Origin of the sequence: Janthinobacterium sp. LM6 (genome assembly GCF_002002885.1) — a bacterium.
Classification (GTDB): Bacteria; Pseudomonadota; Gammaproteobacteria; order Burkholderiales; family Burkholderiaceae_D; genus Janthinobacterium; species Janthinobacterium kumbetense.
This window is the reverse complement of the sequence record NZ_CP019510.1, coordinates 1,839,129-1,865,689: the sequence shown is the minus strand read 5'-3', so window position 1 is coordinate 1,865,689 and position 26,561 is coordinate 1,839,129. Positions and strand designations below refer to the sequence as shown.

Here is a 26,561-nt window from a genome sequence, read left to right as displayed (position 1 = left end):
CCTGTCCGTATCCGTCCATCTCACTGAGGATTTCCCATGCAATTACGTCCCGCCTGCCTTGCCATTGCCTTGCTGTTCGCCAGCGTCGGCGTCTCCGCCTACGCCGAATCAATCAACAACGATGACGTGCGCCTGCCCTATATCGTGCAACTACGCGCCCTGCCCATCGCCGCCTACACGGGCGGCATCGCTGGCCTGCCCGCCACCAAGCCCGCCGCCGGTGAACGGCTCGATCTCGACAGCAGCAATGCCCAGCAATACGCCGCCTACCTGGAAGAGAAACTTCGTGCCGTGCAGGCGCTCGTCGCCGATGCACCTGTGAATTATGAGTACAAGACCACGCTCAGCGGCTTTAGCACCATGCTGACAGCCGCCGAAGTACGCCAGTTGAAGGCCAGCGGCGAAGTATCGAACGTCACGCCCGATCAGCCGCAAGCCATCCAGACCTTCAACACGCCCGCCTATCTGGGCCTGAACGACAATAGCGGGCTGTGGCGCACGGTGGGCGGCATGGGACGCGCCGGCGAAGACGTCATCATCGGCGTCATCGACTCGGGTGTCTGGCCGGAAAATCCCGCCTATGCCGACCGCGTCGATGCCAATGGCACGCCCACCTTTGACCCGGCCGCCAGCCTGGCCTATACTGCGCCGCCGGCCAAGTGGAAAGGCATTTGCCAGACCGGCAATAGTTTTACCGCCGCAGATTGCAACAATAAACTCATTGGCGCACGCTACATCGACGCTGCTTTTCAGAGTGCGAACGGTATCCTCCATTTCAGCGATTTCCGTTCGCCGCGCGACGCACTCGGCTTGGGAGGCCATGGCACGCATGTTTCGGCAACCGCCGCAGGCAACAGCTATGCAGGCATTTCCGGCATGGCACCACGCGCCAGGCTGGCGGTCTACAAGGTATGCTGGTCTAATACGGTCGCATCCGGCAATGCCGAATTGGGCTGCCGAACTGGGGATCAGCTTGAGGCCGTGGAGAAGGCCGTGAGCGATGGCGTCGATGTGCTCAATTTATCCATCACCGGCGGCCTTGCGGTAGATGATATGGTAGCGGAGGCTTTCCGGAATGCCTCCAATGCCGGCATCTTCGTGGCGGCAGCGGCGGGCAATGACGGTCCATCCAATACACTTCAGCACGTCAGTCCATGGGTGACCACGGTGGCAGCCACCACGCATGGGCACGCGGCCCCTAGCAACAGCAAGGCCACGCTGCGCCTGGGCGATGGCACATTACTTCAAGGTCAGTCGGCCGCCCCCACCGTACTTCAGTCACAACTGATATTCGCCGAAGACGCGGGCCTGCCTGGTGCCGACATTCACCAATTAATAGCCTGCGTCGGCTCCATAGATGCCAGAAACATGCAGCCACGGCTTGATCCAGCCAAGGTAAAGGACAAGATCGTCGTCTGCGTCGATGACCTGACCCCTCACCAGAACAAGAGCCTGGCAGTCAAAGCGGCAGGTGGAGTGGGCATGGTCCTGCTGGAGCGCGTTGCCAACACGGGGGCGAAGGTGGTAGCGCATGATGTGCCGACCATATACATAGATAACAGCGATTGGGGCAAGTTAGTGGCCTATGGAACCATTACCCGGACCAATTCCAGCGCCGCCATGGCCCCCCTCTTTCCCGCCAATCCCGACCCTGCGCCCAGCGTCGCCGACTTTTCGGCACGCGGACCAAATAAGCATGACACCAATGTACTCAAACCCGATATTGGCGCACCGGGCGTGGATATCTATGCCGCCTCTATTCCCAGTGTCACAACGATTACTGACCTTAACGCCTTCATCGCCGGCACACTGCAGCCGCAGCAGCGCTGGAAAGTCGATAGCGGCACGTCGATGGCAGCACCACATGTAGCGGGCCTGGCTGCCTTGCTGCGCCAGCAATACCCGAAATGGACGCCGGCCGCCATCAAGTCGGCGTTGATGACCACCGCCACGGATACGCGGGCAGACGCCACTCGCCTGTCTGGCAATGCGCGCAGCCATCTGCCGTTTGCCCAGGGCGCCGGACAAGTGGCGCCAAACTCGGCCAGCGATCCAGGACTGGTGTACGACATTTCCCAGGCCGAGTACGAGACATACGTTTGCGAGATGGGCATCGGCCAAGGCTGCACCAAAGTGCTAGATGCTGGTCAGCACCTGAACCTGCCATCGATTGCCGTTAACAATGTATATCTCAAGCAAACAGTAAAGCGCAGGGTCACCAATGTGGGCGGGGCACAGGCAACCTATCATGCCACGGCCGTGATGGACGGTTATGACGTTGACGTAGTACCCAAGAGCCTGACTCTGAAGCCGGGTGAAACCAAGGACTTCGGGGTGACACTCACGCGTACCTCGGCAGCAGTGAACACCTGGAAATTCGGCAAGCTGACCTGGTCCGATGGACAACACACAGTGCGCAGCCCGATCGCCGCCCGCTCGCAGTTGCTGGAGGTGCCTGAGTCTCTAAAACTGACAGCGGCGAGCGGATCCTATCTCCTAGCTATTAAGAATAGCGTCACTACTGGCATCAAAGCGGTGACCGCCGGCCTCCAGTTAGCCAATCGTACTCAACTCAATCTGACGCAGGGGTACAAAGGACTCCTTAACATAAGGAACCTCGGCGACACCTGCAAGAACGGAGGCGAAGGCACAAGCCTGATACCGTTTGTCGTCGAGGCTGACACGGCAGCAGTCAGCTTTGCCATTTACAACCGCGATATGCAGCATGTTGCCGGCTCACAGATGCATGATATCGACCTGGCAATCGTCGACAGCAGTGGCGTAGTGTATGCATACGACGGCAACAAGGGCAGCGATGCACGCGTCGACATCACTAGTCTGGCACCGGGCAACTACCAGGCATGCGTGATCGGCTATACCGTCGCCAATGGCATTTCAACGGATTTGATTGTCACGTGGAACGTCGTCAACCGTCGCCACGTTGGAGGCAATCTGCAGGCGAAAACCGCGAGCGGCAGCTATGCGCTCGGTGCGAATACGGTGGACACGAGCTGGTCAGGCCTGGATATGAGCAAGCACTATCTGGGTGCCGTGCAGTGGTTAGATAGCAAGGCTGAGGTGATTGGCACTACGCTGCTGAAGATGGATCCATAAACCGCAGCGCTTGCACTTCCGGTATCACGGGCAACGGCCGCCATGGCATGGGCGGCCGTTGCCCTGTCTTACCGCTGCCCAGGTTCCTGAATAATGCCGCCGGTACGCCATCTGCTCTAATATAGAGTATGCCCCAAGCCCCACACACACTTAAGGAGAGCATCATGTCTTCAGCCCACCTCGCCCTCGCCGTCACCGTGGCCTGCCTCGCGCCACAGCACGCCATGGCACAGGAAACACGCCAGGCCTACATCGTGCAGCTGGCCGCTGCGCCGCTGGCTTCCTACACGGGCGGGGTGAAGGGCTTCGCGCCCACCATCGTCCACGGCCAGCGCCTCGACACGGATAGCGAAGCGGCACGGCGCTACACGGCCTACCTGGAAGAAAAACAGCGGGCCGTGCTGGCGCTGGTGGCCGAAGCGCCGGTGCAATACCGCTACACGGTCACCCTGAACGGCTTTGCCGCCATGCTGACGCCGGACGAGGTGGCGCGCCTGAAAGCGCACCCGGACGTGACGCAAGTGTCGCTCAGCACCGAGGAGCATTTGACGAATCGCGGCAGCAATCAACACGCGATACCGCAGAACCAGCGCTAATGGCTGAGCAGCCGCAGCGCGATGCCGCGCGAGACCGCTTGCGTGCGATTGCTCACCCCCAATAATTTGTAGATGCGCTGCAAGTGGCTTTTCACTGTCCCCCCGCTGATGCCGAGGATTTGCCCCACCTCTTCATTGCTCTTGCCGATGCTGACCCAGTGCAGCACTTCCAGCTCGCGCGCACTGGCCGCGCGCGCCGCGCCGGCGTGAGCTGCCTGCGCGCCGTCCGGCAGCGCCAGCCAATGCAGATGCAGGCAGGGCAGCAGCAATTCCAGCACGTACGCCTGGCGCGCCGGATCGGGCCAGGATGCGCAGGGGGCGCGGAACAGGGCAAAGAAACTGCCGCCGCCAGCGCCCGCGCTGCCATGCACGAGGACTCCGTCGATGAAGGCGACGCGCCGCCCGCCTGCGCGCCAGGCCTGCGCCAGCCGGGCCACCTGTCCCTGGCGCGGGTCGCTGAAGTCCCGCACCTCGGCCTCGGCCAGCACCGTGCTATGCCAGGCCGCGCTGCGCACCACGCCGCCATCGGCGCCCAGTTGCGCGCAGACGAGGACGGCATGCGGCAGCAGCGCCTGCAGCGGCCCCTGGCTCCACAAAAAGAAATCGCCGGGCGCGGCGATGCCATGCGCGCCGAGTATGGCGTGCAGCAAGTATTCCTGTTCCCGCCCCGTCAGCAACATCAGGCGCACACGGCGGTGTCACACGCCAGGTAGCGGTAGCCGCTGCCGCGCACGGTTTCGATGCGGTGGCCGCAGCCGCCCGGCAGCAAAGCCTGCCGCAAGCGTCCCACGTGGGCGTCGACCGTGCGTTCGTCCAGATACGCGGCATGGCCCCACACCTGGTCCAGCAGTTGCGCGCGGCTATGCACCCTGCCCGGATGGTCCATCAAAAAATGCAGCAGCTTGAATTCCACGCGGCCCAGGCTGACAGGTACGCTGCCGGCCGTCACGCGCCGGGTGTGCGGATCGAGCCGCAAGGCGGCGCCGTCCGCGCTTGAACCTGCGCGCAAGGCCGCTGGCGCGCGCCGGCGCAGCAGCGCATGCACGCGGGCCAGCATTTCACGGGGACCGACGGGCTTGCACAGATAATCGTCGGCGCCGCTTTCCAGGGCCAGCACCTTGTCCTGTTCGCTGTCACGCGCGCTGACCATGATGATGGGCAAGTCGCACAGCACGCCATCCTGGCGCACCTGGCGCAGCAGCGCGATGCCGGACGCATCCGGCAGCTCCCATTCCAGCAGCAGCACGTCGGGCGGATCGGCGGCCAGCAAGGCCAGCGCGCCGCGCGCATCCACGGCGCAGCTGACCCGGTAGCCGGCGCCTTGCAGGTTATGCACCAGCAAGGCTTGCGAAGCTGGCGCAGGATCCAGCAGCAGAATATGACGGCGCATCGATGCATCCTCCCGAAAAAAGTGGGCGGCCCTCCCTGAGAAACTAGACGGCACGACAAGTTTTTGACTATGCATCAAGCGTAAAACGGTGACTAATACAATTTAGTTTCCTGATTTATAGCCATTCCGAATAAATAGCCCAAAAAAAACACAGCGCACCGAGGGCGCGCTGTGTTCAGGCCGGACAACGACTATTTATGCTGGCGTGACGAACTGGCGGCGGCGCAGGGCAAAACCGATCAGCGCCAGGCCGCCCGTCAGCATCATCCATTCCGACGCTTCCGGCACGGCCGAGATCGTCGCGATGCTGGCGTAGGTGCTGCCGGCTATGCTGGCGGGCAATCCGCCGTTCAGCGGGGTCAGTTCGAATTGCACGAGGTTGCCATTCGCATTGCCCAGGTAAGCCATACCCGTGTAGTCGAGCAAGCCCACGCCAAACGTCGTGCCCGCGTTGCCGGCCGTGTTCAGGAAATCACCGCCGAAGACGACGTTGAAACCGAACTTGCCGCCCAGGGTCACGTTGTGGAACCAGTCGTTGTAGGCGCCGCTATTGCCGAAGGTCAAGGTACCGGGCACGCTGCCGCTGACATTGCCTTCCAGCGATTCCAGCGCGCCGAACGCACCCGAAAAATTGCTGAGCACGGCGCTGGCGCCCGGCGCGGGGCTGTTGCCGGCAATAAAGACGAAGTCGAGGAAGCCGGCGCCGGAAAAGGCGCTCGTGTCGATTTCCACGCGGTAGCCGAGCGGATCCGCCAGCGCCACGCTGGAGCTGGCGGCCAGCACGGCGGCCAGCACGGCGCGGCGCAGGGCCGGATTGCATTTCGTTGTCAACATGATGGTGTCCTTAGAAGTTGCCGGCGTAGATGCTGGCCGAGTAGGTGATCGTCACTTTCGACGGATTGGTGAAGCTGACGGCAAACGAGGCCGTCGCGCCCGGCGCCAGGCTGGCGGCATTCACCGTGACATACGCGGCGCCCGCATGGCTGCCCGTGGCATTGGCCAGGCTGACGCCGGCCGGCAAGCCGCCGAACGCCACCTGGAACGGACCGGCCAGGGCGTTCGTGCCTGTGTTGGTGAACGAGAACGTCCCCGTGTATTTTTGCGTCGCGCGGTTGTACGCGAGGCCCGAACTGGCCGTCGAGACGGCGGCCGTGATGTCGCGGTAGGCGGGCTGCAAGTCCAGGCTGATGACGACCGGGTCGTGATCCGAGGCGCGGTAAGGCAAGGCGTTGTACAAGTCTTGCGGCTTGGCCGCGTCGATGTTGTAGTCGATCACTTCCGGCTCGTCCGCATTCACATGCCATTCGGCCACGCCGGCCACTTGCGGGCTCAGCGACGCGCTGGCCAGCGCGTGGTCGAGGTAGCCGCTCTGGCCGCCGAACACGTACGAATACGGCATGCCGGACGGCCGCACGAAACGTTCGAGTTCATTGACGAAGCCGGCGCCCGTGATGACCTGGATCGGGTCTTCCGCGCCATAGGAATTGAGGTCGCCGATGACCAGCACGTCAGCGTCGCCGGCAGCAGCCGCCACCTGCGGCACGAAGCTGCCCACCAGGCGCTGGGCTTGCTGCACGCGGGTGGCATTCCAGCAGCTCTGGCTATCGTTCTGGTCCGCGTCCAGCCCGCTCGAAGGGCAGCTGCCCTTCGACTTCAGGTGGTTGACGATCAGCGAGAATTTCTCGCCATTGCTCGCAAGAAAAGTTTGCGCCATCGGCGGCCGGTTGTTGATGGCGTTGGCGTCCGACAAGGCGCCGCCCACCAGGCCAAGCTTGCCCGGCTTGTAGATCATGGCCACGCGGATGGCGTCCGTACCCGTGGCGGCCGGCTTCGGCACCACGGCATACGTGACGCCGCCGATGGCCGCGTTCAGCTGGTCGACTAGGTAAGTGACGGCGATTTCGCCATTGTTCTGGATTTCCATCAAGCCCACCACGTCCGCATCGATGGCTTTCAGTTCGGCCACGATCTTGTCGCGCTGGCGCTCGAATTCGGCAAGGTTGTCGGCGCCGCGGCAGTTCGACTTGGTAGTCGAGGCGCCCAAGGTGCAGCCCTGCCCCGTCTGTCCAAAGATATTGTTGCCATTCGTAAAGGTCGTGAAGAAATTCAGCACATTCGCGCTGGCCACCTTGACGTTGCCGGATGGCAGTTCCGGGCTGCCCGTGCGCGGGTTGTCGCGCGAAAACTGCGGCGTCTGCGTCGGCTGCAATTTGTAGGCGGCGCCGCCACCGCCGATCGCACCGAAATCCACCACGCCCGTCAGGTCGGCCACCGTATCGCCGCTGCGCACGGTGCTGTCCTGGCCGATGTAGGGAATCGTGGGCGGCGTGACGAAAATGCCATCATCGAGCACAATCAGGTTGTTCGCATTGGCGGCGATCAAGGCTTGTGCTTCGGCGGAGCCGGCCGGATAGCGGTTGGTCGGCACTTCGCGCCGGCCCGCCGACAGGGTCAGCTCGCCGCGCGCGCCCAGGTAGGCGTTTTGCGACACGGTCAGGGGCTGCGTGAAACGCACCAGCATGCCTTCCACGGCGGCCAGCTTGTCGTTCGGCAAGGTCACATTCGCCGGCACGATGCCGTGGCCCGCGCTTTGCGTGAGGATGGCCGTCACGTCCTTCAATTCCGTGTAGGAATTCTTGGCGCCCGTGGGCGTGTATTCGAACACCGTGCCCGTCACGCGCACCAGTTCGCCCGGCTGCACGGTGGTGGCCGTCGCGCCCGTGTACACGAAGATGCCGTCCGACGTCGACGGATCGCCATCGCCGGCCGCGTCCTGGATGAAGAAGCCCGTGCCCACTTTCAGGGTCACCACGCCTTCCGTCGTCTGCACGGAATTGGCGTAGGGGCTGGCCGCGCCACTGCCCTGGATTTGCGGAATCGTGTGGCTGACGGCGGCCAAGCCTTGCACGGCGACATCCACCTTGCAGGTGGCCGTCTGCTGCTGGTCATTGCTAAAGCTGACGATCACGGGATAATTGCCCACCGGCACGCCGGCGGCCACCAGCAGGCTGACCATGGCGCTCTCGCCCGCCACGCCGGCCGCGCTGAAGTTGGCCAGGCTGATGCCGGCCACGGCCGGCGAACTCAAGATAGCAGCGTTCACGACGCCATCCGCGTCGGACGCGCGCAGCACGGCGCTGCCGCCATTGCCCACGGCCAGGGCCAGGCTGGCGGGGCAACTGGTGATGATCTTGTGCACGACGGGGCCGCCGCAGACATTCAGCGGCGAGGCCGTATTGCGCGGCGTCACGCTGCCGGTGGCAAAATCCACGCTGTTATCGTCCGTGTCGCCGCAGCCGCCATTCGCGCGCAGAATCGCCAGGGTATTCGAGGGCGCGGGCGCCACGGCGCCTTCAAAGCCGTTGGCCGTGCCGAAGCCGACCAGGTCGATGACGGCCGCGCCCGTGGGGCTGGCGCCCACCTGGGCCGTCTTGCTATTACTTAACAGTACCTTGCCCGTCGTGCCGGACATGGCCAGGGTGCCCGTCGCGTCCGGCGTCGGCAAGTCTTGCGTGCCGCCCGTGCCCTTGGCTTGCTGGACCAGCAAATACTGGCCAGGTTGCAAATCGATAGCCGGCAAGGCCGTCACGGACCAGCTCGTATTGGCGGCGGCGCCGTACTGCACGCTCCAGTTGCTCAGGTTGACGGGACTGGCGCCACGGTTGAACAGCTCGATGAAATCGTTGCGGTACACGGCGCCCGTGTTGCCGCCGCCCCCATACACCTGGCTGATGACGACATCGGACACGGCCAGGGCTGGCAAGGACAGGCTGGCCAGCACGGCGGCCATGACCGTCAGGCGCAACGGTTTACGCAGGGACGAGCGCGGGACGGACGGGACGGCAAGGTGGACATTCATGGTTTTCCTGGTCGGTAAGATGACGCCAACCCGGACAGGCGCTGGCAGGCTGTTCTTGACAAAATGATGACGAACTTATGATTTGCATACTAAACAGTGTGCATGACGAGTTGATGACATTTCATTAAGCTGAACGGAGTAATGCGCAGCGCGGATCCAGGCTGGCGGCCGCCTGCCGAAAGTATCCTTTCAACAACGCCAGGCTGTACAAAGCAAGCCAGGTCGTTATGCCGCTGCACAATATGATATAATTCAAACAAATAAGTTTAGTTCCTGATAAGAAATTGAACGGCAACACCAGACCCAGTAGTGCAGGCCCCATCCATGCCTGACCTTGAAACGCACTCCCTGCCTTGCTCGCAACAGTAGCCTGGACGGGAGCGGCAACAATCGCATGCGGACACACGCGCCCAGCGGCGCACCCTTCCATGCTTTTTGAGAGATCGATCATGCCAACACCAATTTTCACGCCCGCCTCTTCCCGTCCCTTGCTGCTGGCCGCGGCCTTGATGTTCTTCGGCGCCAGCGCCCAGGCACAAACGGCCGCGCCTGCGCAAAAGAATGAAAAGAATTGCCAGGCCAGCACGCAATCGGCGAATGGCAATACGAAAGACGCCAACCTGGACGGCACCTACAGCGCCTGCAGCCTGGCCAATGGCTTCATCGGCTCCGGCACGCGCACCAACGACGGCTCGAACAAGACGCCGGAATTTGACGGCATCGTGTCCGACCAGGAATTCCGCAACTCGTCATCGGCCGAGAATAATCACCGCCTGGCCGCGCGCCAGTTGCCTGACGGTGCCGGTGCCGGCGAACCGCGCAAGGTGCGTGCCAGCGACGACCGCGACTTCAGCTTTATCACGCGCGACTTCGTGGCCGCCGAAGAAAACCGTCCTTTCGATGACGCGGCCGGCTACCGTGGCCCGGGCCGTTCGTATCAGGCCCGCAGCGGCGACACCCAGGCGCCATTGATCGTTTCGTCGTCGCTCGGTGAAAACTTGCCCACGGGCAGCAACGGTGTCGGCGGCGGCGGTTCGGGTGGCGGCTTTACGGGCGGCAGCATCCTCCCCGTGACGCCGGAAATCCCGGCCGTGCCGGAACCGGAAACCTATGCCATGCTGCTGGCCGGACTGGGCCTCGTCGCCCTGGCGCGCCGCCGCAAAAGCAAGTAACAGTCGCGCTGCACCATGAAAAAAGGCCCGCAAGGGCCTTTTTTATTGTCTGGAGGAATCCGGTTTCAGCGCCGGAAACCCGCATACGGCGCCGCCAGCGGATCGCCGATGAACAGGCCCTGGGCCGGCCACAGCACGCTGCCCCAGTACGCTTCCAGCGCCGTGCTGCCGGACAGGTAGCGGCGCAGCAGCACAGTCGGATTGGGAAACTTCTGCCAATAGCTGCACGGTTCGCTGACGGTGCCGTAGCTGGCCGTCGCGCCCGCCTCCAGCCAGCGCTGGCTGCTCATCTGGCTACTGCCCTGCAAGTCGCCGCCAAACGAGGTCAGGTGGTCCGCCAGGGCGCCGGGCAGGAAATGCAGGGTCTCCAGCTTGGCCACCTTGGCCTGCCCCGTCTGGTACACCATGATGTCTTGCGCCCCTTCCAGGCTGTCCGCCTTGAGGTTCTTGACGGTCAGCTTGCGCTGGCGCACGACGCCGGCGGGTGGAAAGAAAGCGGCCCGGCTGTTGCGCACCGCGTCGCTGGTGGTCAAATAATACGCGCTGGCGGCCGGCACGGAAAAACCGCTGACGGCGCCGCGGTCCACCACGGCCTTGGCCTCTTCCACGAAATCGATGGGCAGCAGCATCGACAGGCGCAAGCCCAGCTGCGTGTAGGGCTGCGCCGCCTCGCTGTTGAAATACTTGCTGGGCTTGCCGGGATCGCACGTCTTCGCGCATTGATCCCCGTCATAGCCGAGTGTGAAAGCGGCGGTGATGGCATTGCATTCGACGGCATACGGCGCGCTCCACACCATCAGCACGGCCTGGATCTCGGGTTTCAGCTGCGCATTGATGCGTTCTTTCAACTGCGCGAACTGGTCGATGCTGAGCTTGCGGGGACGGTTGGGAATATTCACGTGCGCCACATTCGCGGCCGGAATGCCGTGCGCCTTGCGGTAATACTCGCCCACCTCGACACTGTTGGGTTCGGCGTCGTTGATGACGATGGCCAGCTGCGACGCCTGCAAGCCGGGTGGCGCCACGGCTGCGGCAGCGGCGGCTGGCGCGTCGGCATGGGCGGCGCCGGCGGCCAGCGCCAGCGAAAGACAAAGGAAGTTGCGCAAGGGTCGGTACACCGGTAAGTGAGGGATCGGAGGCAGCCGGCCAGGGGCGCGGCTGCCCTGCAATGAGAACGCCATCAGGCGCGCTGGTAGACATCCTCCAGGCGCACGATGTCGTCTTCGCCCAGGTAGCTGCCCGACTGCACTTCGATCAGGTGCAAGGGCAGCTTGCCCGGGTTTTCCAGGCGGTGCGTCATGCCGATGGGAATATACGTTGATTCGTTTTCCGTCAGCAAGGTCACCTTCTCGCCGCACGTGACTTGCGCCGTGCCGCTGACCACCACCCAGTGTTCGGCGCGGTGATGGTGCATCTGCAGCGACAGCTTGCCGCCCGGATTGACGGTGATGCGCTTGACCTGGAAGCGCTCGCCGATATCGATGCCTTCATAACTGCCCCACGGGCGGTACACCTTGCGGTGCTGCACGTGTTCGCTGCGTCCCGCCTGCTTCAGGTGGTCGACCACCTGTTTCACGCGCTGCACCTGGTCCTTGTGCGCGATCAATACCGCATCGTCCGTTTCCACCACGACCAGGTCCTGCACGCCCAGCACGGCCACCATGCGGCGCTCGGCGCGCACCAGGCAATTGCTTACGCCATCGAGATACACGTCGCCGCGCACCACGTTACCGTTGGCATCGCCCTGCTGCACTTCCCACAGGGCCGACCAGGAACCGACATCGCTCCAGCCTATGGCGGCCGGCAGCACCACCGCATGCTCCGTATGCTCCATGACGGCATAGTCGATCGAATCGGATGGGCAGGCGGCGAAGGCCTGCTCTTGCAGGCGGCAGAAATCGAGGTCGCGGTAACCGTCGCGCACGGCCGTTTCGCAGGCGGCCAGCATGGCGGGCTGGAATTGCCCCAGTTCGCCCAGATAGCGTTCGGCACGGAACATGAACATGCCGCTGTTCCAGAAATAATTACCCGCGGCAAGGAACGACTGCGCCGTGGCCAGGTCCGGCTTTTCCACGAAACGCTCGACCTTGCAGCCCGCGGCGCCCGGACTGACGGGCGCGCCGCTGCGGATGTAGCCATAGCCCGTTTCCGGCGCCGTCGGCACGATGCCGAAGGTGGCCAGCGCGCCATCGGCCGCCAGCAGCGCCGCCTCGGCGATCGCCTGGTGAAACGCGGCCACGTCGGTGATGACATGGTCGGCCGGCAAGACCAGCATCAGCGCCTGCGGGTCGATGGCCAGCAGGAATTGCGCGGCCACGGCCACGGCCGGCGCCGTGTTGCGCCCCACGGGCTCAAGCAAAATGCCCAGCGGCGGCAAGCCGATCTCGCGCAGTTGCTCGGCCACCATGAAGCGGTGCTCGTTGCCGCACACCACCAGCGGCGGCATGACGTCGAAACCGGCCAGTCCGCTATCGCCGGCACGGCGGTTGGGCAGGCTGGTCACGCGCAACGCCGTTTCCTGCAACATGGTCTTGTCCGTTACCAGCGGCAACAATTGCTTGGGCAACACAGCGCGCGACAGCGGCCATAAACGGGTGCCCGAACCGCCGGACAGGATGACTGGATAAATTTTCATGGTTTCACTTCGCAAACAGTTTATTGGGCAGCATACAGGGCCGGCGGCGTTTCGTCGCGGCGCAGGCTGCGCCGGTCGCGCGCATTGCCCCAGGCATCTTTCTCATAGTCGGAGACATGGCGCATCTGGCCGGCACGGTCGACACTATAATCCTTGAAGACGATCATTTCATCCAGCACCACGCCAGGCAGCACGCGCGTGTACTCGAACAGCACGCTGCGCACCACTTCGGCGCCGGCGCAGACGTGGCTGCCATGGCCGATCCAGGCCGGCCCGATGATGATCGTGCCCGCTTCGATGCGGCAACCCGAGCCGATGTAGACGGGGCCTTCGATGCGCGTGCCGCCGCTCCAGTCGATGCTCGTGTTCAGGCCGGCCCACACGCCGTCGGCGATCCGGGTGCCAGGAACATGTAAATTGGCAACTTTTCCCATCAGCACGCTTTGCAGCACTTCCCAGTAATCCTTGATGCTGCCGATATCGATCCAGTTGTACTGGCGTTTTTGCGCATGGAAGGGCAAGCCCCGCTCTACCAGCAGGGGAAACAGTTCCGAGCCGATATCGAAGGGCTGGCCGGCGGGAATCAGGTCCAGCACGGCCGGCTCGAAAATATAGATGCCGGTGCTGACGCAATTGGACAGCGCATCGGCCTGCGCCGGCTTTTCCTGGAAGGCGCGCACGCGCCCGTCGGCATCGCTGACCACCACGCCATAGCTCGACACCTTGTCCCACGGCACTTCCAGGGTGATGACGGATGCCAGCGCCCCCACGCGGCGGTGCTCGCGCAGGGCCGCTGCCAGGTCCAGGTCGATCAAGGCGTCGCCGCACAGCACGATCGTCGTCTCGTCGAAAAAGCCGCCGAACTCCTGGATCTTCTTCATGCCGCCAGCCGAGCCGAGCGGTTGCGGCACGACCTCGCCCGCATCGTTCGTATAGCCTTCGAAGGAATAGCCGATGCGCACGCCGAACTGGTGGCCTTCGCCGAAATACTCCTCGATCTTTTCATGCAGGTAACTGACGTTGACCATGATGTCGGTCACGCCATGCTGCGCCAGGTGTTCCACCAGGTAAGCCATCACGGGTTTGCCCAGGATGGGGATCATCGGCTTGGGCAAATCATAGGTCAGGGGCTGCACGCGCGTGCCCTTGCCTGCTGCCAATATCATCGCTTTCATCGTCAAACTGCTCCATCAGGGTTGGGGATGGCTGGCCAGGCGGCGCACTTCAGCGGCCATCCTTGCTCAAGGTCACGGGAGCGGCGGGCGCGGCGGCGGGAAACAGGCGCGCATAGGCGGCCAGCAGCTTCGGCGCTTCATATTCCCACTCCAGTTCGTTGATCACGCGATGGCGGCCAAACGCCCCCATCTGCTCGCGGCGGGCCGGGTCGTCCAGCAATTCGACGATCTTGCGCGCCATGTCGATGGGATCGTTCTTCAATGCATACAAGGATGCCTGCTGCGCGGAAACCTTGCCCTCGACCAGATCAAACTGCACGATCGGTTTGCCCAGCGCCATGTATTCCATGATCTTGTTCATGGTCGACTTGTCGTTCATGTCGTTGGCCACGTCCGGATTCACGCACACATCGGACGTATTGAGCATTTCCAGCAATTGCTGGTCCGGCACGCGCCCCGTAAACGTCACGTAGTCGGCAATGCCCAGGTCCTGCGCCATCTGCTTCATCTGTTCCAGCGAGGTGCCGCCGCCCACCAGGCCGAACTGCACATCCTCGCGCTTCAGGGTTTGCACGATGTATTGCGCCGCCTGCAGCAGCAGGTCGATGCCTTCCTGCGCACCCATCACGCCCACGTAGCCGACCAGGTAGGCGCGGCCCTTCTTGAGTTCCGCCACGGGCGGCAGCACGCGCAGGCGGTCCAGCTTGGGTCCGCTGCGCACCACGTAGACATCCTCGGGCCGCATGCCGCCCCGCTCGATGGCGATCTTCTTGTACGACTCGTTGGTGGCGATCGACACGTCGGCGCTCTTGAACGACCAGCGCTCGAACAGCACCATCAGTTTATAAAAGAAATCGCGGCGGCCGAACTTGGCTTCGTACAGCTCCGGATTGATGTCATGGTGGTCGAACAGGAAACGCTTGCCCATCGTCAACTTGAAGAAGCCGCCGATGAGGAACAGCAAGTCAGGCGGATTGCAGGCGTGAATCACGTCAAAGCCGCGCGCGAAATGCACTTTCCATGCCAGGCGGAAAGTGTGGAACAGCGCCAGCGAATACTCGACCAGGTAGCCCTTCGCCCCTTCCGCTTCCAGCGGCAGGTGGTAGCGGTAGATATGGATGCCGTCGATGGCTTCGTAGCGCGATTCGTAGCCCTTGCCCGTCGGACAGATGATCGACACTTCATAACCGTTCGCATGCAGGGTGGTCGCCTCCTGCCACACGCGCCGGTCGAACGGCGACGGCAGGTTTTCCACCAGGATCAGCACCCGGCGTGGCTGTCCTGCCACGGTGTTACCAGCAGATGCCGTCATATTGCTCTCCACTTTGTTCTTTGCTGATGCGCACCAGGTCGACGATGTGCTGGTGCGGCTGCAGGCTGGCGGGCACGGTCTTGAATTCGGCCGCGCCATTGCCGATGACGATGGTGTCGGCAAAATCGAGCACGTCCTGCATGTTCGTCACCATCAGCTTGGAAATGTGCGGGATATGGTTGAGGATGTAATCCTGGTTGGCGCCCGTCAAGGCGGCCAGGTTGACGTTCTTGTCGTACAGCTTGAGCTCGTAGCCCTTGCCCAGCAGATACTCGATGACATCGACCAGCGGCGATTCGCGCAAGTCGTCCGTGCCGGCCTTGAACGAGAAGCCCAGGATGCCCACTTTGCGCGCACCTTTGTCGACGATCATCTTGATGCCCTTTTCCACTTGCCGCTGGTTCGATGGCAGGATAGAGTTCAGCAAGGGCAAATCGAGATCCAGGCTGCGCGCCTTGTAGGTCAGCGCGCGCACGTCTTTCGGCAGGCACGAGCCGCCGAAGGCGAAGCCCGGCTTCATGTAGTACGGCGACAAATTGAGCTTGGTGTCCTGGCAAAAGATTTCCATCACCTTGTGGCCATCGATGCCGACGGCCTTGCAGATGTTGCCGATTTCATTCGCGAACGCCACTTTCACGGCGTGCCAGGTGTTGTCCGTGTACTTGACCATCTCGGCCGTTTCCACATCCGTGCGCACCAGCGGCGCATCCATCTTTTCATATAGCTGCACCAGCAGCGCGCCGGCCTTTTCGTCGGATTCGCCAATCACCGTCTTCGGCGGATTGTAGTAATCGTAGACGGCCGTGCCTTCGCGCAGGAATTCCGGGTTGTTGCAGACGCCGAAATCGACGCCGGCCACCTTGCCCGACGCCGCTTCCAGGGTCGGGATGACGAGCGAACGCATGGAGCCGGGCAGCATGGTCGAGCGCGCCACGACGACGTGGAAAGTATCCTTTTCACGGATGGCGGCGCCGATTTCCTGGCACACCTTGCGCACGTGGCTCAGGTCCAGGTTGCCATTGAGCTGCGACGGCGTGCCCACGCAGATGAGCGACATGTCCGAACCGAAGACGGCGTCGCGCACGTCGAAGGTGGCGCGCAAATGGCCGCTTTTGACGGTGGCGGCGATCATTTCGCCGATGTCTTTTTCAATGATGGGCGTGGTGCCCTGGTTGATCAGCTCCACCTTGGTCCTGTTCGGATCGACGCCGATGACTTCGTGTCCATCCGTTGCCAGGCAACCAGCCGAGACGGCACCCACATAACCCAAACCAAATATGCTAATTTTCATGTTTTCCTCGTATTTTCTGACAGATCAGGGGTAGCCAAACTCAAGTGAAACTCCGTGCGCAAGGTGGCCGTGCCTTGCACTTGCGCGCGCCAGACCAGCACAGGCGCAGCCTGTTTTTCATCGAAGCGGCGCGAAATCCAGCCCAGCGGCGGCTCATCGCTGCCGCATACCAGTTGTACGGTGGCATCCGGCAACGGCGGTAAATGCATTTCCAGCGAGAAATCATCGCCCGCCACGCGCAGCACCCGGCCATCGAGCCGCACGCGGCAGCGGGGGTCAAAGTGCCAGAACAATTCCACCTCATGCGCGCCCTGGCATGCGAGCACGTCGTCGACCACGATCAGCGCGGCGCCGGGCGCCACGCGCACGTCGCGCCGGTGCAGCACGCCATCTTTCAAGCCCAGGTAGCCGTCATGGCTGGCGCTCCAGAATTGCCCATCGGCATCGTCGCGCCAGGCAAGACACTGCGCGCTGGCCTTGCGCAGCCACAGGAAGTTACCGCCCGATTCGGACTGGTCGCGGCCATCGACGCGCACGGTGTTGTGCGCGCTGGTGCCGCGGAAATAATCGCGCCACTGCTTGTGCGTATGGTAGGCATAGGTGCCCGGATCGACCAGCACCATCTGGCCCGCCACGGACAAGGTCAGCGCCAGCGCATCGGCGTGGCCGTGCGCGGCGATGCCCAGGTAGCCCAGCGGGCCGGCATCGGCAATCAGGCGCACTTCGTCGGGCGTGCCAAAGCCGGCGCCCATCACGTAATAGCCGCCGTCGGGGAAGGCGCGCGGCAAGGTATCGGGCGCAGCGTCCGGCAAGGCGTCAAACGCCTGGCTCCCTGCCTCGCCCAGCAGCCAGGCGCTTTTCTCGTCGAACGTGCGCGCCTTGGCCTTGAAGTCGGCGCGGCCGAACAGGGCCGCGCCGCTGGCCAGCAGCGAGGTGTAGGGATTGGCGCCCGGTGCCTTGTCCCAGTGCGCCAGCAGCGCGTCGTCGGCGTCGCCGAGCATCGGCACCTCGCCCGCCACGTTCGTCATGGCGGCGATAAATTCCAGCATGGCTTCCAGGCGCCGCAAAAAGGCGGCCGAGCGGGGCCGGCCATTCGCGCGGCCCGCCAGCACGCACAGCAGCATTTCATCGGCCACCGTGTGCTGGTAATAAATGGCTTGCTCGCGGTTCACCCCATCCGGGCCATTCTGCTGCAGCGCCTGCGCTTCCAGTTCGCGTTCCGTCTGCGCCAGCCAGCCGGCACTTTCCGGCCAGCAAGGCCACGTGAGCGCGGCGATATGCAAGCCCGTCAATTCGCCAAACAGGTGGTTGTTGGCCGACGAGTGGCGCGAAAAGTGTCCCGCGATGAAGTGGCAATGCTGGTAGATGCTGTCGAGCCAGCGCTGCAGGAAGGCTTGCCCCTGCGCGCCCTGGAACAGGGGGCTGTTGATGCCACCGAGCAAGTGCCACGCATGCGACCAGCTGACCAGGCGCAAGGCCAGCTCCAGCGCGCTGCTCCAGTTCGGCCCCAGCGGATACGGACATTGCTGCCACCACGATTCGAGCAGGACTTGTACACCTTGCGCATGGCGCAAGTCGCCGCCGAGGCGGTACGCCATCGCCAGGTCGGTCACGGCCAGGTGGCGGTTCGGTTCCCACAGGCATTTGATGTCGCCCACCACGGTTTCATCGCGGTAATTGAGCGTCTTGCCAAAATCCAGCGGCGCCACGGTGCCCGTCTTCGGATCGCGGTTCCATTGCGGCGGGAAACCCAGCTCCGCATCGCGCAGGGCGAACACATCGAAGCGGCCCGCGAGGATGCGTTCGGCCGCCGCCAGGTGCGGCGCCGTGTCGATGGGCATGCCCAGCCATGGCGCGCCGAAACGCTGGCGCGCGGCGGGCGGCGGCACATGCGCCAGGCCATAGCCGCGCGCCTGCAGCCGTTGCTGCAAGGCATCACGCACGCGATGCGCCACCTCGGGCGCCCCCATGGCGCGCAAGCGGTTCAGTTTCCAGGACAGGTTGCTCAGCATGGACGTCTCACAGATACTGGCGCTGCCAGATTTCCAGGGTGAGCAAGCTCCACAGCAGTTTCTCGTGGTTTTGCCGTCCGGCCACGTGTTCGGCCAGCACCTGCTGCAGGGCTGCCGCATGGTAGTAGTGGCGCGTGCGCGACCCGGCGCCCGTCAAGTGTTCGTACAGGTAATCCTTCATGGGACCGCGGAACCATTCGTTGACGGGCACGCGGAAGCCCACTTTCGGCCGCTCCAGTATGGCTTGCGGCAACAGTTGCTTCATGGCTTCGCGCAAGATCCACTTGGTGGTGCGGCCGCGCACGCGGTACTCGTCCGGCAGGCTCGACACATACGCCGCCAGTTCGTGGTCCATGAAGGGCATGCGCGCTTCCAGCGACGCGGCCATGGTCATGCGGTCGCCCCGCTCCAGCAGGTTGTCGGGCAGCCAGCTCAGCTGGTCGAAGCACAGGATGCGGCGCAAGGCGCTGTTGCCGGCGCTGCCGCAGCCCAGCGAAGGATCGCGCTGGCGCACCGGCGGCGGCATGGCCACCAGGCGCGCGCGTTCCTGGTCGGACATCATGCCGAACCAGCGCGGCATACGTTCGTGGAACGCTTCCAGGCCCAGGTTGACGATGGCCGTCTTGGCGCGGCGGAAACGATACGGCAAGGCGCCGATGGCCGGCTCGATCAGGCCGTGGCGCAGCAGGCCCGGCAGCATCTGGTAGTTGCCCGCATAGCGCTCGTACACGTGTTTCGGGTAGCCGCCGAGGATTTCATCGGAGCCTTCACCCGTCAGCACCATCTTGACCGTCTTGCGCGACTCTTTCGCCAGCAGGTAGATGGGAATGTCGGACGGCTCGGCCACGGGGGCGTCGCGGAAGCGCACGAGGTCGGGCAGCAAGGCGATGACCTGGTCGACGGACACTTCCAGTTCATGGTGTTCCGTGGAAAATTGCCGCGCGATATCGGCCGCATATGCCAGCTCGCTGAAGCCGCCCTCCTTGAAACCGACGGAAAAAGTCTTTACGGGCACGCCAGCATGGCGCGACATCAGCGCCACCACGGCCGACGAATCGATGCCGCCGGACAAGAAAGCGCCGAAGGGCACGTCGGAAATCATGCGGATGCGCACCGATTCATCGAGCTTGCCGAGGAAGGTGGCGACGGGGTCGGCCGGCAACGGGGCCGCCAGGCGGGGCCGGCTGTCGGGCGGCGTGTAATACACGCGCTCGCGCAGCACGCCGTTTTCCCACGTGGCCGTGGAACCGGGCGCCAGCTTGCGGATGCCCTGGAACAAGGTGGCCGGGCCCGGCACGTAGCGGTAGGCGAAATAGTCCCAGATGGCGGCCTCGTCCGCTTGCGGCGCCACGTCCGGCAAGGCCAGCAGCGCCTTGATTTCCGAGCCGAAAGCCAGTTTTCCCTCGTGCTGCCACAGGAACAGGGGTTTCTTGCCGAACGGGTCGCGCGCCATGAACAGGCGGTCGTTGCGCGCATCCCAGATGGCAAACGCAAACATGCCCCGAAAATGCTGCACGCACTCTTCGCCCCATTGCACGTAGGCATGCACGATGGTTTCCGTGTCGGATGCCGTGCGGAAATGGTGGCCCAGCGCGATCAATTCGTCGCGCAGGGGCTGGAAATTGTAGATTTCGCCATTGAAGATGATCTGCACATCGCCCGTCTCATTGCCCAGCGGCTGGTGGCCCGTGGCGATGTCGATGATGGACAGGCGGCGGTGCAGCAAGCCCACCTGCCAGGCGCCGTCGGCAGTGGCCGCGTTGAGCACGCCCGTGTCATCGGGACCGCGGTGCGCGATGGCGCGCCCCATGGCGTCGAGCGCCGCGGGCAGGCCGGCGACGGACGAGGGGAAGATCAAACCGGCAATACCGCACATATGGGCTCGCTTAAAAAAGGGTTCGGCTAGACTGCCGGCGGCGCCAGCAAGGCGCGGTAGACGCGGCGGAAATCCTGCGCCAGGCGCTCGACCGTATAGGCGCTTTCGATGCGCTCGCGGCAAGCTTGCCCCATGCGCTGCAACAGGGCGCGGTCGCCGTCGAGGCGCACGATGGCATCCGCCAGCGCCTGGGGATTGCGCGGCGGCAAGAACACGCCATGCACGCCATCCTGCATCACGTCGGCAATCGCGCCCACGGGGCACACCAGCACGGGCGTGCGCGCGGCCATGCTTTCCAGCAAGGCGTACGGCAAGCCTTCCTGGTGCAAGGTGGGAAAACCGAACAGGTCGGCCTGGCGCCACACGGCTTCCTTTTCGGCGCCAAAGACGGGGCCGAGAAAGCGCACCGCCTCGTGCAAGCCGAGCCCGGCGACGCGCTCGCGCAGCGCCGCTTCGAGGGGACCGCTGCCGGCCAGCGCCAGCGTTGCTTGCACGCCTGCGGCGCGCGCCAGGCGCAGCCCTTCGAGCAAGTCGAACAGGCCCTTGCTTTCCGCCAGGCGTCCCACGTACACGAGTGACAGCGGACGCTGCGGCACGAGCGGCCTGTCGCCCGGGTCGCTGCCCGCATCGATGGCGTTGGGTATCACGTCGAGCGCCAGCGCGGGATCGAAATCGCGATAGCCCTGCAGTTCGCATTGCGCCAGCAGCACCACCACATCGGCCGCGCGCAGCACGCGCCGCAGCAAACCCGTCAGCAATGGCTTGCCGTTGAAAAACACCTGCGGCAAGGCGCCGCCATGCACCTGGTACACGACGCGCTTGCCCATGGCCTTGGCCAGCAGCAGATACACGATGTCGCGCCAATAGCTGCGCCACTCCATGGACGTGTTGATATGCACGATCTGCGGGCGCTGCTTGCGCACGGCCTGCACGAACTGCACGGGGCTCCAGGCAAAACGCAGCAGCTTGTGCAGGCGCGACTCGTTGCGGCCCTCGCTGCCGACCTGAAAGTGCACGAGCTTGTAGTCTTGCGACAAAGAACTGTGAAATAGTTGATTCAAATGGGTGGTTACCCCGCTCACCGCATTAAGTGCAGGTCCTAGCAGCATTATCGTAGTCATATTGGTATTATATGTTGTACTTTTGTAATTTAGACGCGAAGACAAATATATTTGCTGCATTGCGCTAACATCTACAACAATTTTCTTCCAGGGAACACCACCCATGGTGCATTCTGAGCGCCGTTTACGTGTTCGGCAACAACTTCTTGCCTGCGCTTCCAGCCACGGGCGTCAACGGCACGCGCCGGCCAGATCCAGGTAGCGCTGCGCCAGTGCCTGCGCCAGCACGCGGTAGCTGCGCTGCGCCTCGATATAGGCGACGCCGGCCTGGGCGCGGGCGCGCGCTGCGGGCACATCGGACAAGATGGCCGCCATCGCGGCGGCCATGGCGGCCGGTTCGCTGGCTGTCAGCCAGCCTGCGCCGCTGGCCGTCAACACTTCGGCCTGGTCCGGGCTGTCGTTGCCCACGGCCGGCATGCGCAAGGCCAGGTATTCGAGCAGCTTGGTGGGCGAACTGACGTCGAACAGGGCCCCACGGGGAATATACGACAGCGCGGCATCGGCCCCGGCCAGCAGGGGCCACGCCTGGTCCGAGGGCAGCCAGCCCGTCACGCGCACGGCCCCGGCCAGGCCGGCGCGTTGCGCATAGGCAAGCAAGTCATCGACGTCGGATGGCGTATCGGAAGCGCCGATCAGCAGCAGGCAGGCATCAGGGATATGCCGGCGCACGATCAGCAGGGCATCCAGCAAGCGTTCCAGCTGGCGCGACTGGTCGAGCGTGCCCAGGTAGGCCAGCAAGGGCACCTCCTCCCAGCCCTCCGGACGGACGGGCGCGATGGCTTGCGCCTGCAACACTTCCATGTCGACCCCCATGGGCACGGCAGTGAGGCGCTGCGCCGCGATGCCGCGCGCCTGCATCATGCGCAGCATCGCGTCGCTTTGCACAAAGACGTGATTGGCGCGCGGCAACACAATACGGTACAACAACCATTGTTCGAGCAAACCCTTGCACAGCACCAGGCGCGCGCGCAAGGTGGGGCGCTGCGCCAGGCTGCTGCGCGCCCGTTCGATGCGTCCCTCGCTGATCAGGTATGACACCCAGTAATAGAACGGTATGCCCTTCAGGCGCGCCACCAGCAAGGCGAGCAAGCCCGTGGGCACCATGTCGCGCACCTGGATCGCATCGCAACCGGCGCGGCGGGCACCCGCCAGGGCGCGCAGGCAAAGCCACTGAAAAGCCAGTTCGCGCAACAGGCGGCTGCCCAGAAAACGCCCGTGGCGCACCGAACGAAAGCCCTGCGCCTGCGGCGGCTGTTGCGACGGCATGCCGACGATATCGCATTCGACGCCGTGGCGCGGCAGGTACTTGCCGAACAGTACCGCGACATCGGGGCGAAACGTGGGCAGGCTTTCCGGCACCAGTTGCAAAATCTTCAGGGACATAGGCGGTTCGACGGCAAAAAAAGGTTGAGGCAGATACAATACGCCATGCGCCGAAGCATATCATGCCCTTACGAAATGATTAATTATATTGCATTAGTAGCATCAAACCAAGCTTGCGCCAGCGACGAGCGGCAAGCTGGCCGCAGCGTGACAGGCCTCATGCCGAAACAATGTGTAAACGTTCACCTTAATGCTATTATAACAATGCAGTCGATTGCTAATCATTAATTAGGTGACAACGAGCGCCGGAACGGCCCTGGCTGTTGTTTTAATGTGATAATGTTCATTTTTAATAAGGCGCAACAATGATCCACGTGCTGCTGTCGGAAGCGGGAACCTACCACGACATCGTCGAGCATCTGGCGGCGGGCGGCGCGCGCGTGACGCATATCGGGCCGGACGCGCAGGCGCACATGCGCAGCAAACTGTCCATCCTGGCGGCCATGCTGTCGCCGTCGCTGTTGCGCACGCGCAAATTATGGCGCCAGCAAGACCGCCTGCTGGTCGTCGGCTGGCAGGCGCTGCCCGTGCTGGCACTGATACGCCTGGGCCTGCTGCCGCGCCCGCAGCGCCTGCTGGTGATGGCTTGTTTCATCCATGGCACGCGGGCCCGCAACGTGATCAACCGGGCCTGGCGCCTGCTCAATTTCCCCGGACTGGAATTCATTACTTTTTCCAGCGGCGAAACGCGCAACCTGACCGACAACGTCGGCATCGCGCCCGCCGCCGTGCATTTCCACCTGTGGCGCCAGCATCTCGACGGCGCCGCCACGACGTCCCAGCGGCAAGATGACGGCAGCATCTTCTCCGGCGGCTTTTCCAACCGCGATTACGAGCTGCTGCTGGATGCGGCGCACGGGCTGGAAGCGCACCTGGTGATCGTGGCGTCGGCGCAAAACCAGATCCCCGCGCAAGACCCGGCGCAGACCACGGTCCATCTCGACTTGCCGGAAGCGCAGTTTGAAAAGCTGCTGGCAAGCAGCCGGGTGGTCGCCATGCCGCTGAAAAGCCAGGGCGAAGCCTGTGGCCAGAGCGTGCTGCTGCGGGTATTGCGCAATGGAAAACCGCTGATCGCCACGCGCCACGAAGCCATCGAAGCGTACCTGGGACGCGATTACGCCGGCTTCGTTGCCGCCGGCGACAGCGGCGCCATGCGCGAAGGCTTGCGCCGCGCCCTGTCCGACGACGCCTTCCGCGCAGCCTTGGCCGCGCAGGTGTCGCGCGCCTGTGCCCAAATGGAACAGCGCGGCGGACCGGGCCAGGAAATCGAACAATTTCTGCTCGCCAATTAAAAAAAATCCACTGCCGCAACGACGACAGTGGATTTTTCTTGCACCAGCGGTCAGTTCGGCAATGTCACCACTTGCTTGCCGACCGTCAGCGTGCGGGCCGTGCCGCTTTTGCCCAGCTTGATCAGCGGCTTCTTGCAGCCGACATCGAGCACCGTGAGGAATTCGCCGCTCAGCGCCGCGGCCGACTTGATGAACACCCCATGCTCTTCATAGGTGCCGGGCTGCGGCGGAGGTCCCGTGCGCTTTTCGAAACGCGCACCGGTGCTGACCGGCACCACGCACACCTTGCGGCCCTGATTCGTCACCGAGATGGCGCCGCCGGCGTCGACCACGATAGGCGCATACGTATGGAAGTTCCACTCGAACACGCGCGGCGTGGCCGAGGTCACCCGGTCCTGCACCACCACGGCATCCGTGGTGCGCAGGAACCACAGCTTGCGCAGTGCCGATGTCAGCTGGCCGCCATAGGCCAGCGTGGCGTCGCCCGCCACATAGTCGACGGTGGCCATGGGAGCAAAGGCGGTGATGCGGCCGTTGCGCGCCATGGTCGTCTCATAGCCGTCGACCAGCTGGCCCTGGCCATTGTCGAACGTCAAGGCATTATGGGCCTTGGTCTGGCGGTACCAGGAACTCCACAGCGGCGAATCGTACCAGTCGTACCAGCCGCTTTCCGTCAGCAGGGGCACGCCCGCGCTGGCCAGCACAAAGCCGTTCTGGTCGCCGTGACTGTGATTGAACGAACCGTAGGGGCTCGATTTGAAATACACCGAGGTGCGCTGCAGATTGCCGATGTCGCTGTGCATGGCAGCCCAGCCGATGCTCGGGTAATACGCCGAGTTGGCTGGCGGCGCGGGCGTGGCCACCGTCGCCACCGGCAACGGGTACGGCGCCTGCAAGGTGGCCAGCGAATCGTCGGTGCGGATCAGGTTCTTGTAATACCACGCCGCGGCAGGCGTGGCGAAATGCGCGGCAAAACCCTTCATCATGCGGATTTCAGGCAGCGTCTCGTGCCCGTCGCCAAACACGTGGGTCTGCGAACCGGGTGGCACGAAATGCATCAGGTAATCGAGGAAGCCGCTGGCCCAGGGCTTGGTGAACAGGTCGACCTTGGTCGCGTAGGCAAGCGCCGGCCAGATCTGCAGCGCATAGTCGGCTTCATACTCCGCATACGCCGTGCCGTTGGCAAAACCGCCCTCCGGACCGCTCCACACGCTGTAGGAACTGACAAAGGCGCGGAACGAAAAATCGAACCAGTCCTTCGCCTCCGGGATATCGCCCAGGGACAGCGTTGAAATCAAGGTCAGGAAACCGATATTGCTGGCGGCGTGGGAATCGTAGGGGTACTGATCCAGGCGCCCCGTCTGCGCAGCCAGGTCGAGGTACATCGCATTGGTGCGAACGCGTACCATTTCCAGCCACGCGGCGCGGCGCGGCGCATCGAGGGCGCTGCCCAGGTTGTCGACCGCCTTGATCAGGCTTTGCGCAATGGCGCGGTTGCCCTGGTCATGGTTGACAAAACTGGTACCGCCGTTCGGGCTGAGCGCGGCTTCCTGATCGCCGCGCGCGATCGCCTCCACCAGATACTGGTTCTCGCCCGTCACGCGGTACAGCAACGAGGCCGCTTCGAGCTGGCGCGCGCTCTGATTCGTGCGCGAAATGACGCGCGCATTCTGCGCCTCGTTGGCGGCCGTGCGCACCTTGCCTGGAGACAATGGCCACTCGGCGTCGGAAACGGGCGCGATCGCCGTCATATTACGTATCACTTCGGTGCTCAGCCAGGTCAGCACCTGGCTGCGGTCGGCGCGCTTGGCCGCGCTCCAGCTCGCGAAAAAGGTCGCGTTATCCTCCAGGCCGCGCGGGCGCGGGCGCAAGACGATGGCAGCGCGCAGGGCGCTGCTTTCCGGCACTTCGAACACTTTCGACGTGGCGTCGATCACAAAGGTTCGCGGGCTCGACCATTCATTGCTCGTGCTGGGACGCACGCGCCAGCTATAGGTGCCTGCCGCAAATTTCTTGGATGGCAGATACCAGTTGCGCGCCGACGTGAAGGTGCTGACCACGGTGCCCGCCAATTTGACTTCAATGACATACGACGCCGGCGACTGCGGATGGCGCGACCAGCTGAAACTGGGGGGATTTTGCGGCTGGATCTGGCGGTTGTCCGGCAAGGTGCGGACGGCCAAGGGGTCGGTCGCCAGGGCCCAGTCGGCCTGGGCCTGGCCGCAGGCTGAACAGACGAGCAGCAGCGCCACTTTGACCAGCGTATATTTAGCGAATTTCATAGATTACCTTCTTAACATCAACTATCGAGCAAGATACCGCCGCTGCGTGGG

Annotated in this window: 19 protein-coding genes; 4 read left to right on the top strand and 15 right to left on the bottom strand. The window is 63.6% G+C overall.

What is annotated here, in order from left to right:
• Nucleotides 1-36 precede the first annotated feature (36 nt).
• Nucleotides 37-3,114: a S8 family serine peptidase gene (locus tag BZG29_RS08225; protein WP_077401023.1), complete on the top strand. Its 3,078-nt coding sequence runs from the start codon at nt 37-39 to the stop codon at nt 3,112-3,114.
• A gap of 164 nt (nt 3,115-3,278) precedes the next feature.
• The gene (locus BZG29_RS08220) at nt 3,279-3,710 is read left to right on the top strand and encodes a protease inhibitor I9 family protein (RefSeq protein ID WP_171984961.1); all 432 of its coding nucleotides are present in this window, start codon (nt 3,279-3,281) and stop codon (nt 3,708-3,710) included.
• Here the strand turns inward: BZG29_RS08220 and BZG29_RS08215 are convergent.
• The 5 genes from BZG29_RS08215 to BZG29_RS27675 all read right to left on the bottom strand — a co-directional run bounded on the left by BZG29_RS08215 (nt 3,707) and on the right by BZG29_RS27675 (nt 9,410).
• Complete coding sequence (locus tag BZG29_RS08215) at nt 3,707-4,390, bottom strand: LuxR C-terminal-related transcriptional regulator (RefSeq protein WP_077401017.1); 684 nt, start codon at nt 4,388-4,390, stop codon at nt 3,707-3,709. The two genes, BZG29_RS08220 and BZG29_RS08215, sit on opposite strands and share 4 nt — an antisense overlap.
• Entirely contained in the window at nt 4,390-5,100 is a 711-nt protein-coding gene (locus BZG29_RS08210; protein WP_077401014.1) for a winged helix-turn-helix domain-containing protein, read from the bottom strand. Before BZG29_RS08210 ends, BZG29_RS08215 begins: the two co-directional genes overlap by 1 nt.
• Before the next feature lie 195 nt (nt 5,101-5,295).
• Nucleotides 5,296-5,934, bottom strand: coding sequence for an NF038129 family PEP-CTERM protein (locus BZG29_RS08205; RefSeq protein ID WP_077401011.1), 639 nt, complete (start codon nt 5,932-5,934; stop codon nt 5,296-5,298).
• A 10-nt stretch (nt 5,935-5,944) separates the two neighbouring features.
• Complete coding sequence (locus BZG29_RS08200) at nt 5,945-8,959, bottom strand: ExeM/NucH family extracellular endonuclease (protein WP_077401008.1); 3,015 nt, start codon at nt 8,957-8,959, stop codon at nt 5,945-5,947.
• A gap of 124 nt (nt 8,960-9,083) precedes the next feature.
• Entirely contained in the window at nt 9,084-9,410 is a 327-nt protein-coding gene (locus BZG29_RS27675) for a hypothetical protein (RefSeq protein ID WP_150130834.1), read from the bottom strand.
• On the opposite strand from BZG29_RS27675, the gene BZG29_RS28425 reads away from it, so the two are divergent.
• Complete coding sequence (locus tag BZG29_RS28425; protein WP_253192825.1) at nt 9,409-10,131, top strand: PEP-CTERM sorting domain-containing protein; 723 nt, start codon at nt 9,409-9,411, stop codon at nt 10,129-10,131. The two genes, BZG29_RS27675 and BZG29_RS28425, sit on opposite strands and share 2 nt — an antisense overlap.
• A 65-nt stretch (nt 10,132-10,196) precedes the next feature.
• On the opposite strand, the gene BZG29_RS08190 is transcribed toward BZG29_RS28425, so the two are convergent.
• The 9 genes from BZG29_RS08190 to BZG29_RS08150 all read right to left on the bottom strand — a co-directional run bounded on the left by BZG29_RS08190 (nt 10,197) and on the right by BZG29_RS08150 (nt 22,936).
• Nucleotides 10,197-11,237 carry a TIGR03790 family protein gene (locus BZG29_RS08190; protein ID WP_253192824.1) on the bottom strand — a complete coding sequence of 347 codons (1,041 nt, stop codon included), beginning with the start codon at nt 11,235-11,237 and terminating at the stop codon, nt 10,197-10,199.
• 74 nt (nt 11,238-11,311) lie between these two features.
• Nucleotides 11,312-12,766 carry a mannose-1-phosphate guanylyltransferase/mannose-6-phosphate isomerase gene (locus BZG29_RS08185; RefSeq protein WP_077401002.1) on the bottom strand — a complete coding sequence of 485 codons (1,455 nt, stop codon included), beginning with the start codon at nt 12,764-12,766 and terminating at the stop codon, nt 11,312-11,314.
• A gap of 20 nt (nt 12,767-12,786) precedes the next feature.
• Nucleotides 12,787-13,941 carry a sugar phosphate nucleotidyltransferase gene (locus tag BZG29_RS08180; protein WP_077400998.1) on the bottom strand — a complete coding sequence of 385 codons (1,155 nt, stop codon included), beginning with the start codon at nt 13,939-13,941 and terminating at the stop codon, nt 12,787-12,789.
• Between the two features lie 49 nt (nt 13,942-13,990).
• Complete coding sequence (locus BZG29_RS08175; RefSeq protein ID WP_077400995.1) at nt 13,991-15,253, bottom strand: glycosyltransferase family 4 protein; 1,263 nt, start codon at nt 15,251-15,253, stop codon at nt 13,991-13,993.
• Complete coding sequence (locus tag BZG29_RS08170) at nt 15,234-16,544, bottom strand: nucleotide sugar dehydrogenase (RefSeq protein WP_077400992.1); 1,311 nt, start codon at nt 16,542-16,544, stop codon at nt 15,234-15,236. The genes BZG29_RS08175 and BZG29_RS08170 overlap by 20 nt, the downstream gene beginning before the upstream one ends.
• Nucleotides 16,541-18,556: an alginate lyase family protein gene (locus BZG29_RS08165; protein ID WP_253192823.1), complete on the bottom strand. Its 2,016-nt coding sequence runs from the start codon at nt 18,554-18,556 to the stop codon at nt 16,541-16,543. Before BZG29_RS08165 ends, BZG29_RS08170 begins: the two co-directional genes overlap by 4 nt.
• Before the next feature lie 7 nt (nt 18,557-18,563).
• Complete coding sequence (gene asnB, locus BZG29_RS08160; RefSeq protein ID WP_077400989.1) at nt 18,564-20,432, bottom strand: asparagine synthase (glutamine-hydrolyzing); 1,869 nt, start codon at nt 20,430-20,432, stop codon at nt 18,564-18,566.
• 26 nt (nt 20,433-20,458) lie between these two features.
• On the bottom strand, nt 20,459-21,493 hold the full coding sequence (locus BZG29_RS08155; RefSeq protein ID WP_171984960.1) for a glycosyltransferase family 4 protein: 1,035 nt from the start codon (nt 21,491-21,493) through the stop codon (nt 20,459-20,461).
• Nucleotides 21,494-21,724: 231 nt separating this feature from the next.
• Entirely contained in the window at nt 21,725-22,936 is a 1,212-nt protein-coding gene (locus BZG29_RS08150; protein ID WP_150130833.1) for a glycosyltransferase, read from the bottom strand.
• A 305-nt stretch (nt 22,937-23,241) separates the two neighbouring features.
• Here BZG29_RS08150 and BZG29_RS08145 point away from each other — a divergent pair, with 305 nt between their 5' ends.
• On the top strand, nt 23,242-24,228 hold the full coding sequence (locus tag BZG29_RS08145) for a glycosyltransferase (RefSeq protein ID WP_077400980.1): 987 nt from the start codon (nt 23,242-23,244) through the stop codon (nt 24,226-24,228).
• A gap of 50 nt (nt 24,229-24,278) precedes the next feature.
• Here BZG29_RS08145 and BZG29_RS08140 read toward each other — a convergent pair whose 3' ends face one another.
• Nucleotides 24,279-26,510 carry a heparinase II/III family protein gene (locus tag BZG29_RS08140; protein ID WP_077400977.1) on the bottom strand — a complete coding sequence of 744 codons (2,232 nt, stop codon included), beginning with the start codon at nt 26,508-26,510 and terminating at the stop codon, nt 24,279-24,281.
• Nucleotides 26,511-26,561 lie beyond the last annotated feature (51 nt).

What these genes read in the sequence shown, in the direction of transcription:
- BZG29_RS08225 (WP_077401023.1), top strand. Translation starts at nt 37, where the DNA reads ATGCAATTACGTCCCGCCTGCCTTGCCATTGCCTTGCTGTTCGCCAGC.
- BZG29_RS08220 (WP_171984961.1), top strand. Translation starts at nt 3,279, where the DNA reads ATGTCTTCAGCCCACCTCGCCCTCGCCGTCACCGTGGCCTGCCTCGCG.
- BZG29_RS08215 (WP_077401017.1), bottom strand. Translation starts at nt 4,390, where the DNA reads ATGTTGCTGACGGGGCGGGAACAGGAATACTTGCTGCACGCCATACTC.
- BZG29_RS08210 (WP_077401014.1), bottom strand. Translation starts at nt 5,100, where the DNA reads ATGCGCCGTCATATTCTGCTGCTGGATCCTGCGCCAGCTTCGCAAGCC.
- BZG29_RS08205 (WP_077401011.1), bottom strand. Translation starts at nt 5,934, where the DNA reads ATGTTGACAACGAAATGCAATCCGGCCCTGCGCCGCGCCGTGCTGGCC.
- BZG29_RS08200 (WP_077401008.1), bottom strand. Translation starts at nt 8,959, where the DNA reads ATGAATGTCCACCTTGCCGTCCCGTCCGTCCCGCGCTCGTCCCTGCGT.
- BZG29_RS28425 (WP_253192825.1), top strand. Translation starts at nt 9,409, where the DNA reads ATGCCAACACCAATTTTCACGCCCGCCTCTTCCCGTCCCTTGCTGCTG.
- BZG29_RS27675 (WP_150130834.1), bottom strand. Translation starts at nt 9,410, where the DNA reads ATGATCGATCTCTCAAAAAGCATGGAAGGGTGCGCCGCTGGGCGCGTG.
- BZG29_RS08185 (WP_077401002.1), bottom strand. Translation starts at nt 12,766, where the DNA reads ATGAAAATTTATCCAGTCATCCTGTCCGGCGGTTCGGGCACCCGTTTA.
- BZG29_RS08180 (WP_077400998.1), bottom strand. Translation starts at nt 13,941, where the DNA reads ATGAAAGCGATGATATTGGCAGCAGGCAAGGGCACGCGCGTGCAGCCC.
- BZG29_RS08175 (WP_077400995.1), bottom strand. Translation starts at nt 15,253, where the DNA reads ATGACGGCATCTGCTGGTAACACCGTGGCAGGACAGCCACGCCGGGTG.
- BZG29_RS08170 (WP_077400992.1), bottom strand. Translation starts at nt 16,544, where the DNA reads ATGAAAATTAGCATATTTGGTTTGGGTTATGTGGGTGCCGTCTCGGCT.
- BZG29_RS08165 (WP_253192823.1), bottom strand. Translation starts at nt 18,556, where the DNA reads ATGCTGAGCAACCTGTCCTGGAAACTGAACCGCTTGCGCGCCATGGGG.
- asnB (WP_077400989.1), bottom strand. Translation starts at nt 20,432, where the DNA reads ATGTGCGGTATTGCCGGTTTGATCTTCCCCTCGTCCGTCGCCGGCCTG.
- BZG29_RS08150 (WP_150130833.1), bottom strand. Translation starts at nt 22,936, where the DNA reads ATGTCCCTGAAGATTTTGCAACTGGTGCCGGAAAGCCTGCCCACGTTT.
- BZG29_RS08145 (WP_077400980.1), top strand. Translation starts at nt 23,242, where the DNA reads ATGATCCACGTGCTGCTGTCGGAAGCGGGAACCTACCACGACATCGTC.
- BZG29_RS08140 (WP_077400977.1), bottom strand. Translation starts at nt 26,510, where the DNA reads ATGAAATTCGCTAAATATACGCTGGTCAAAGTGGCGCTGCTGCTCGTC.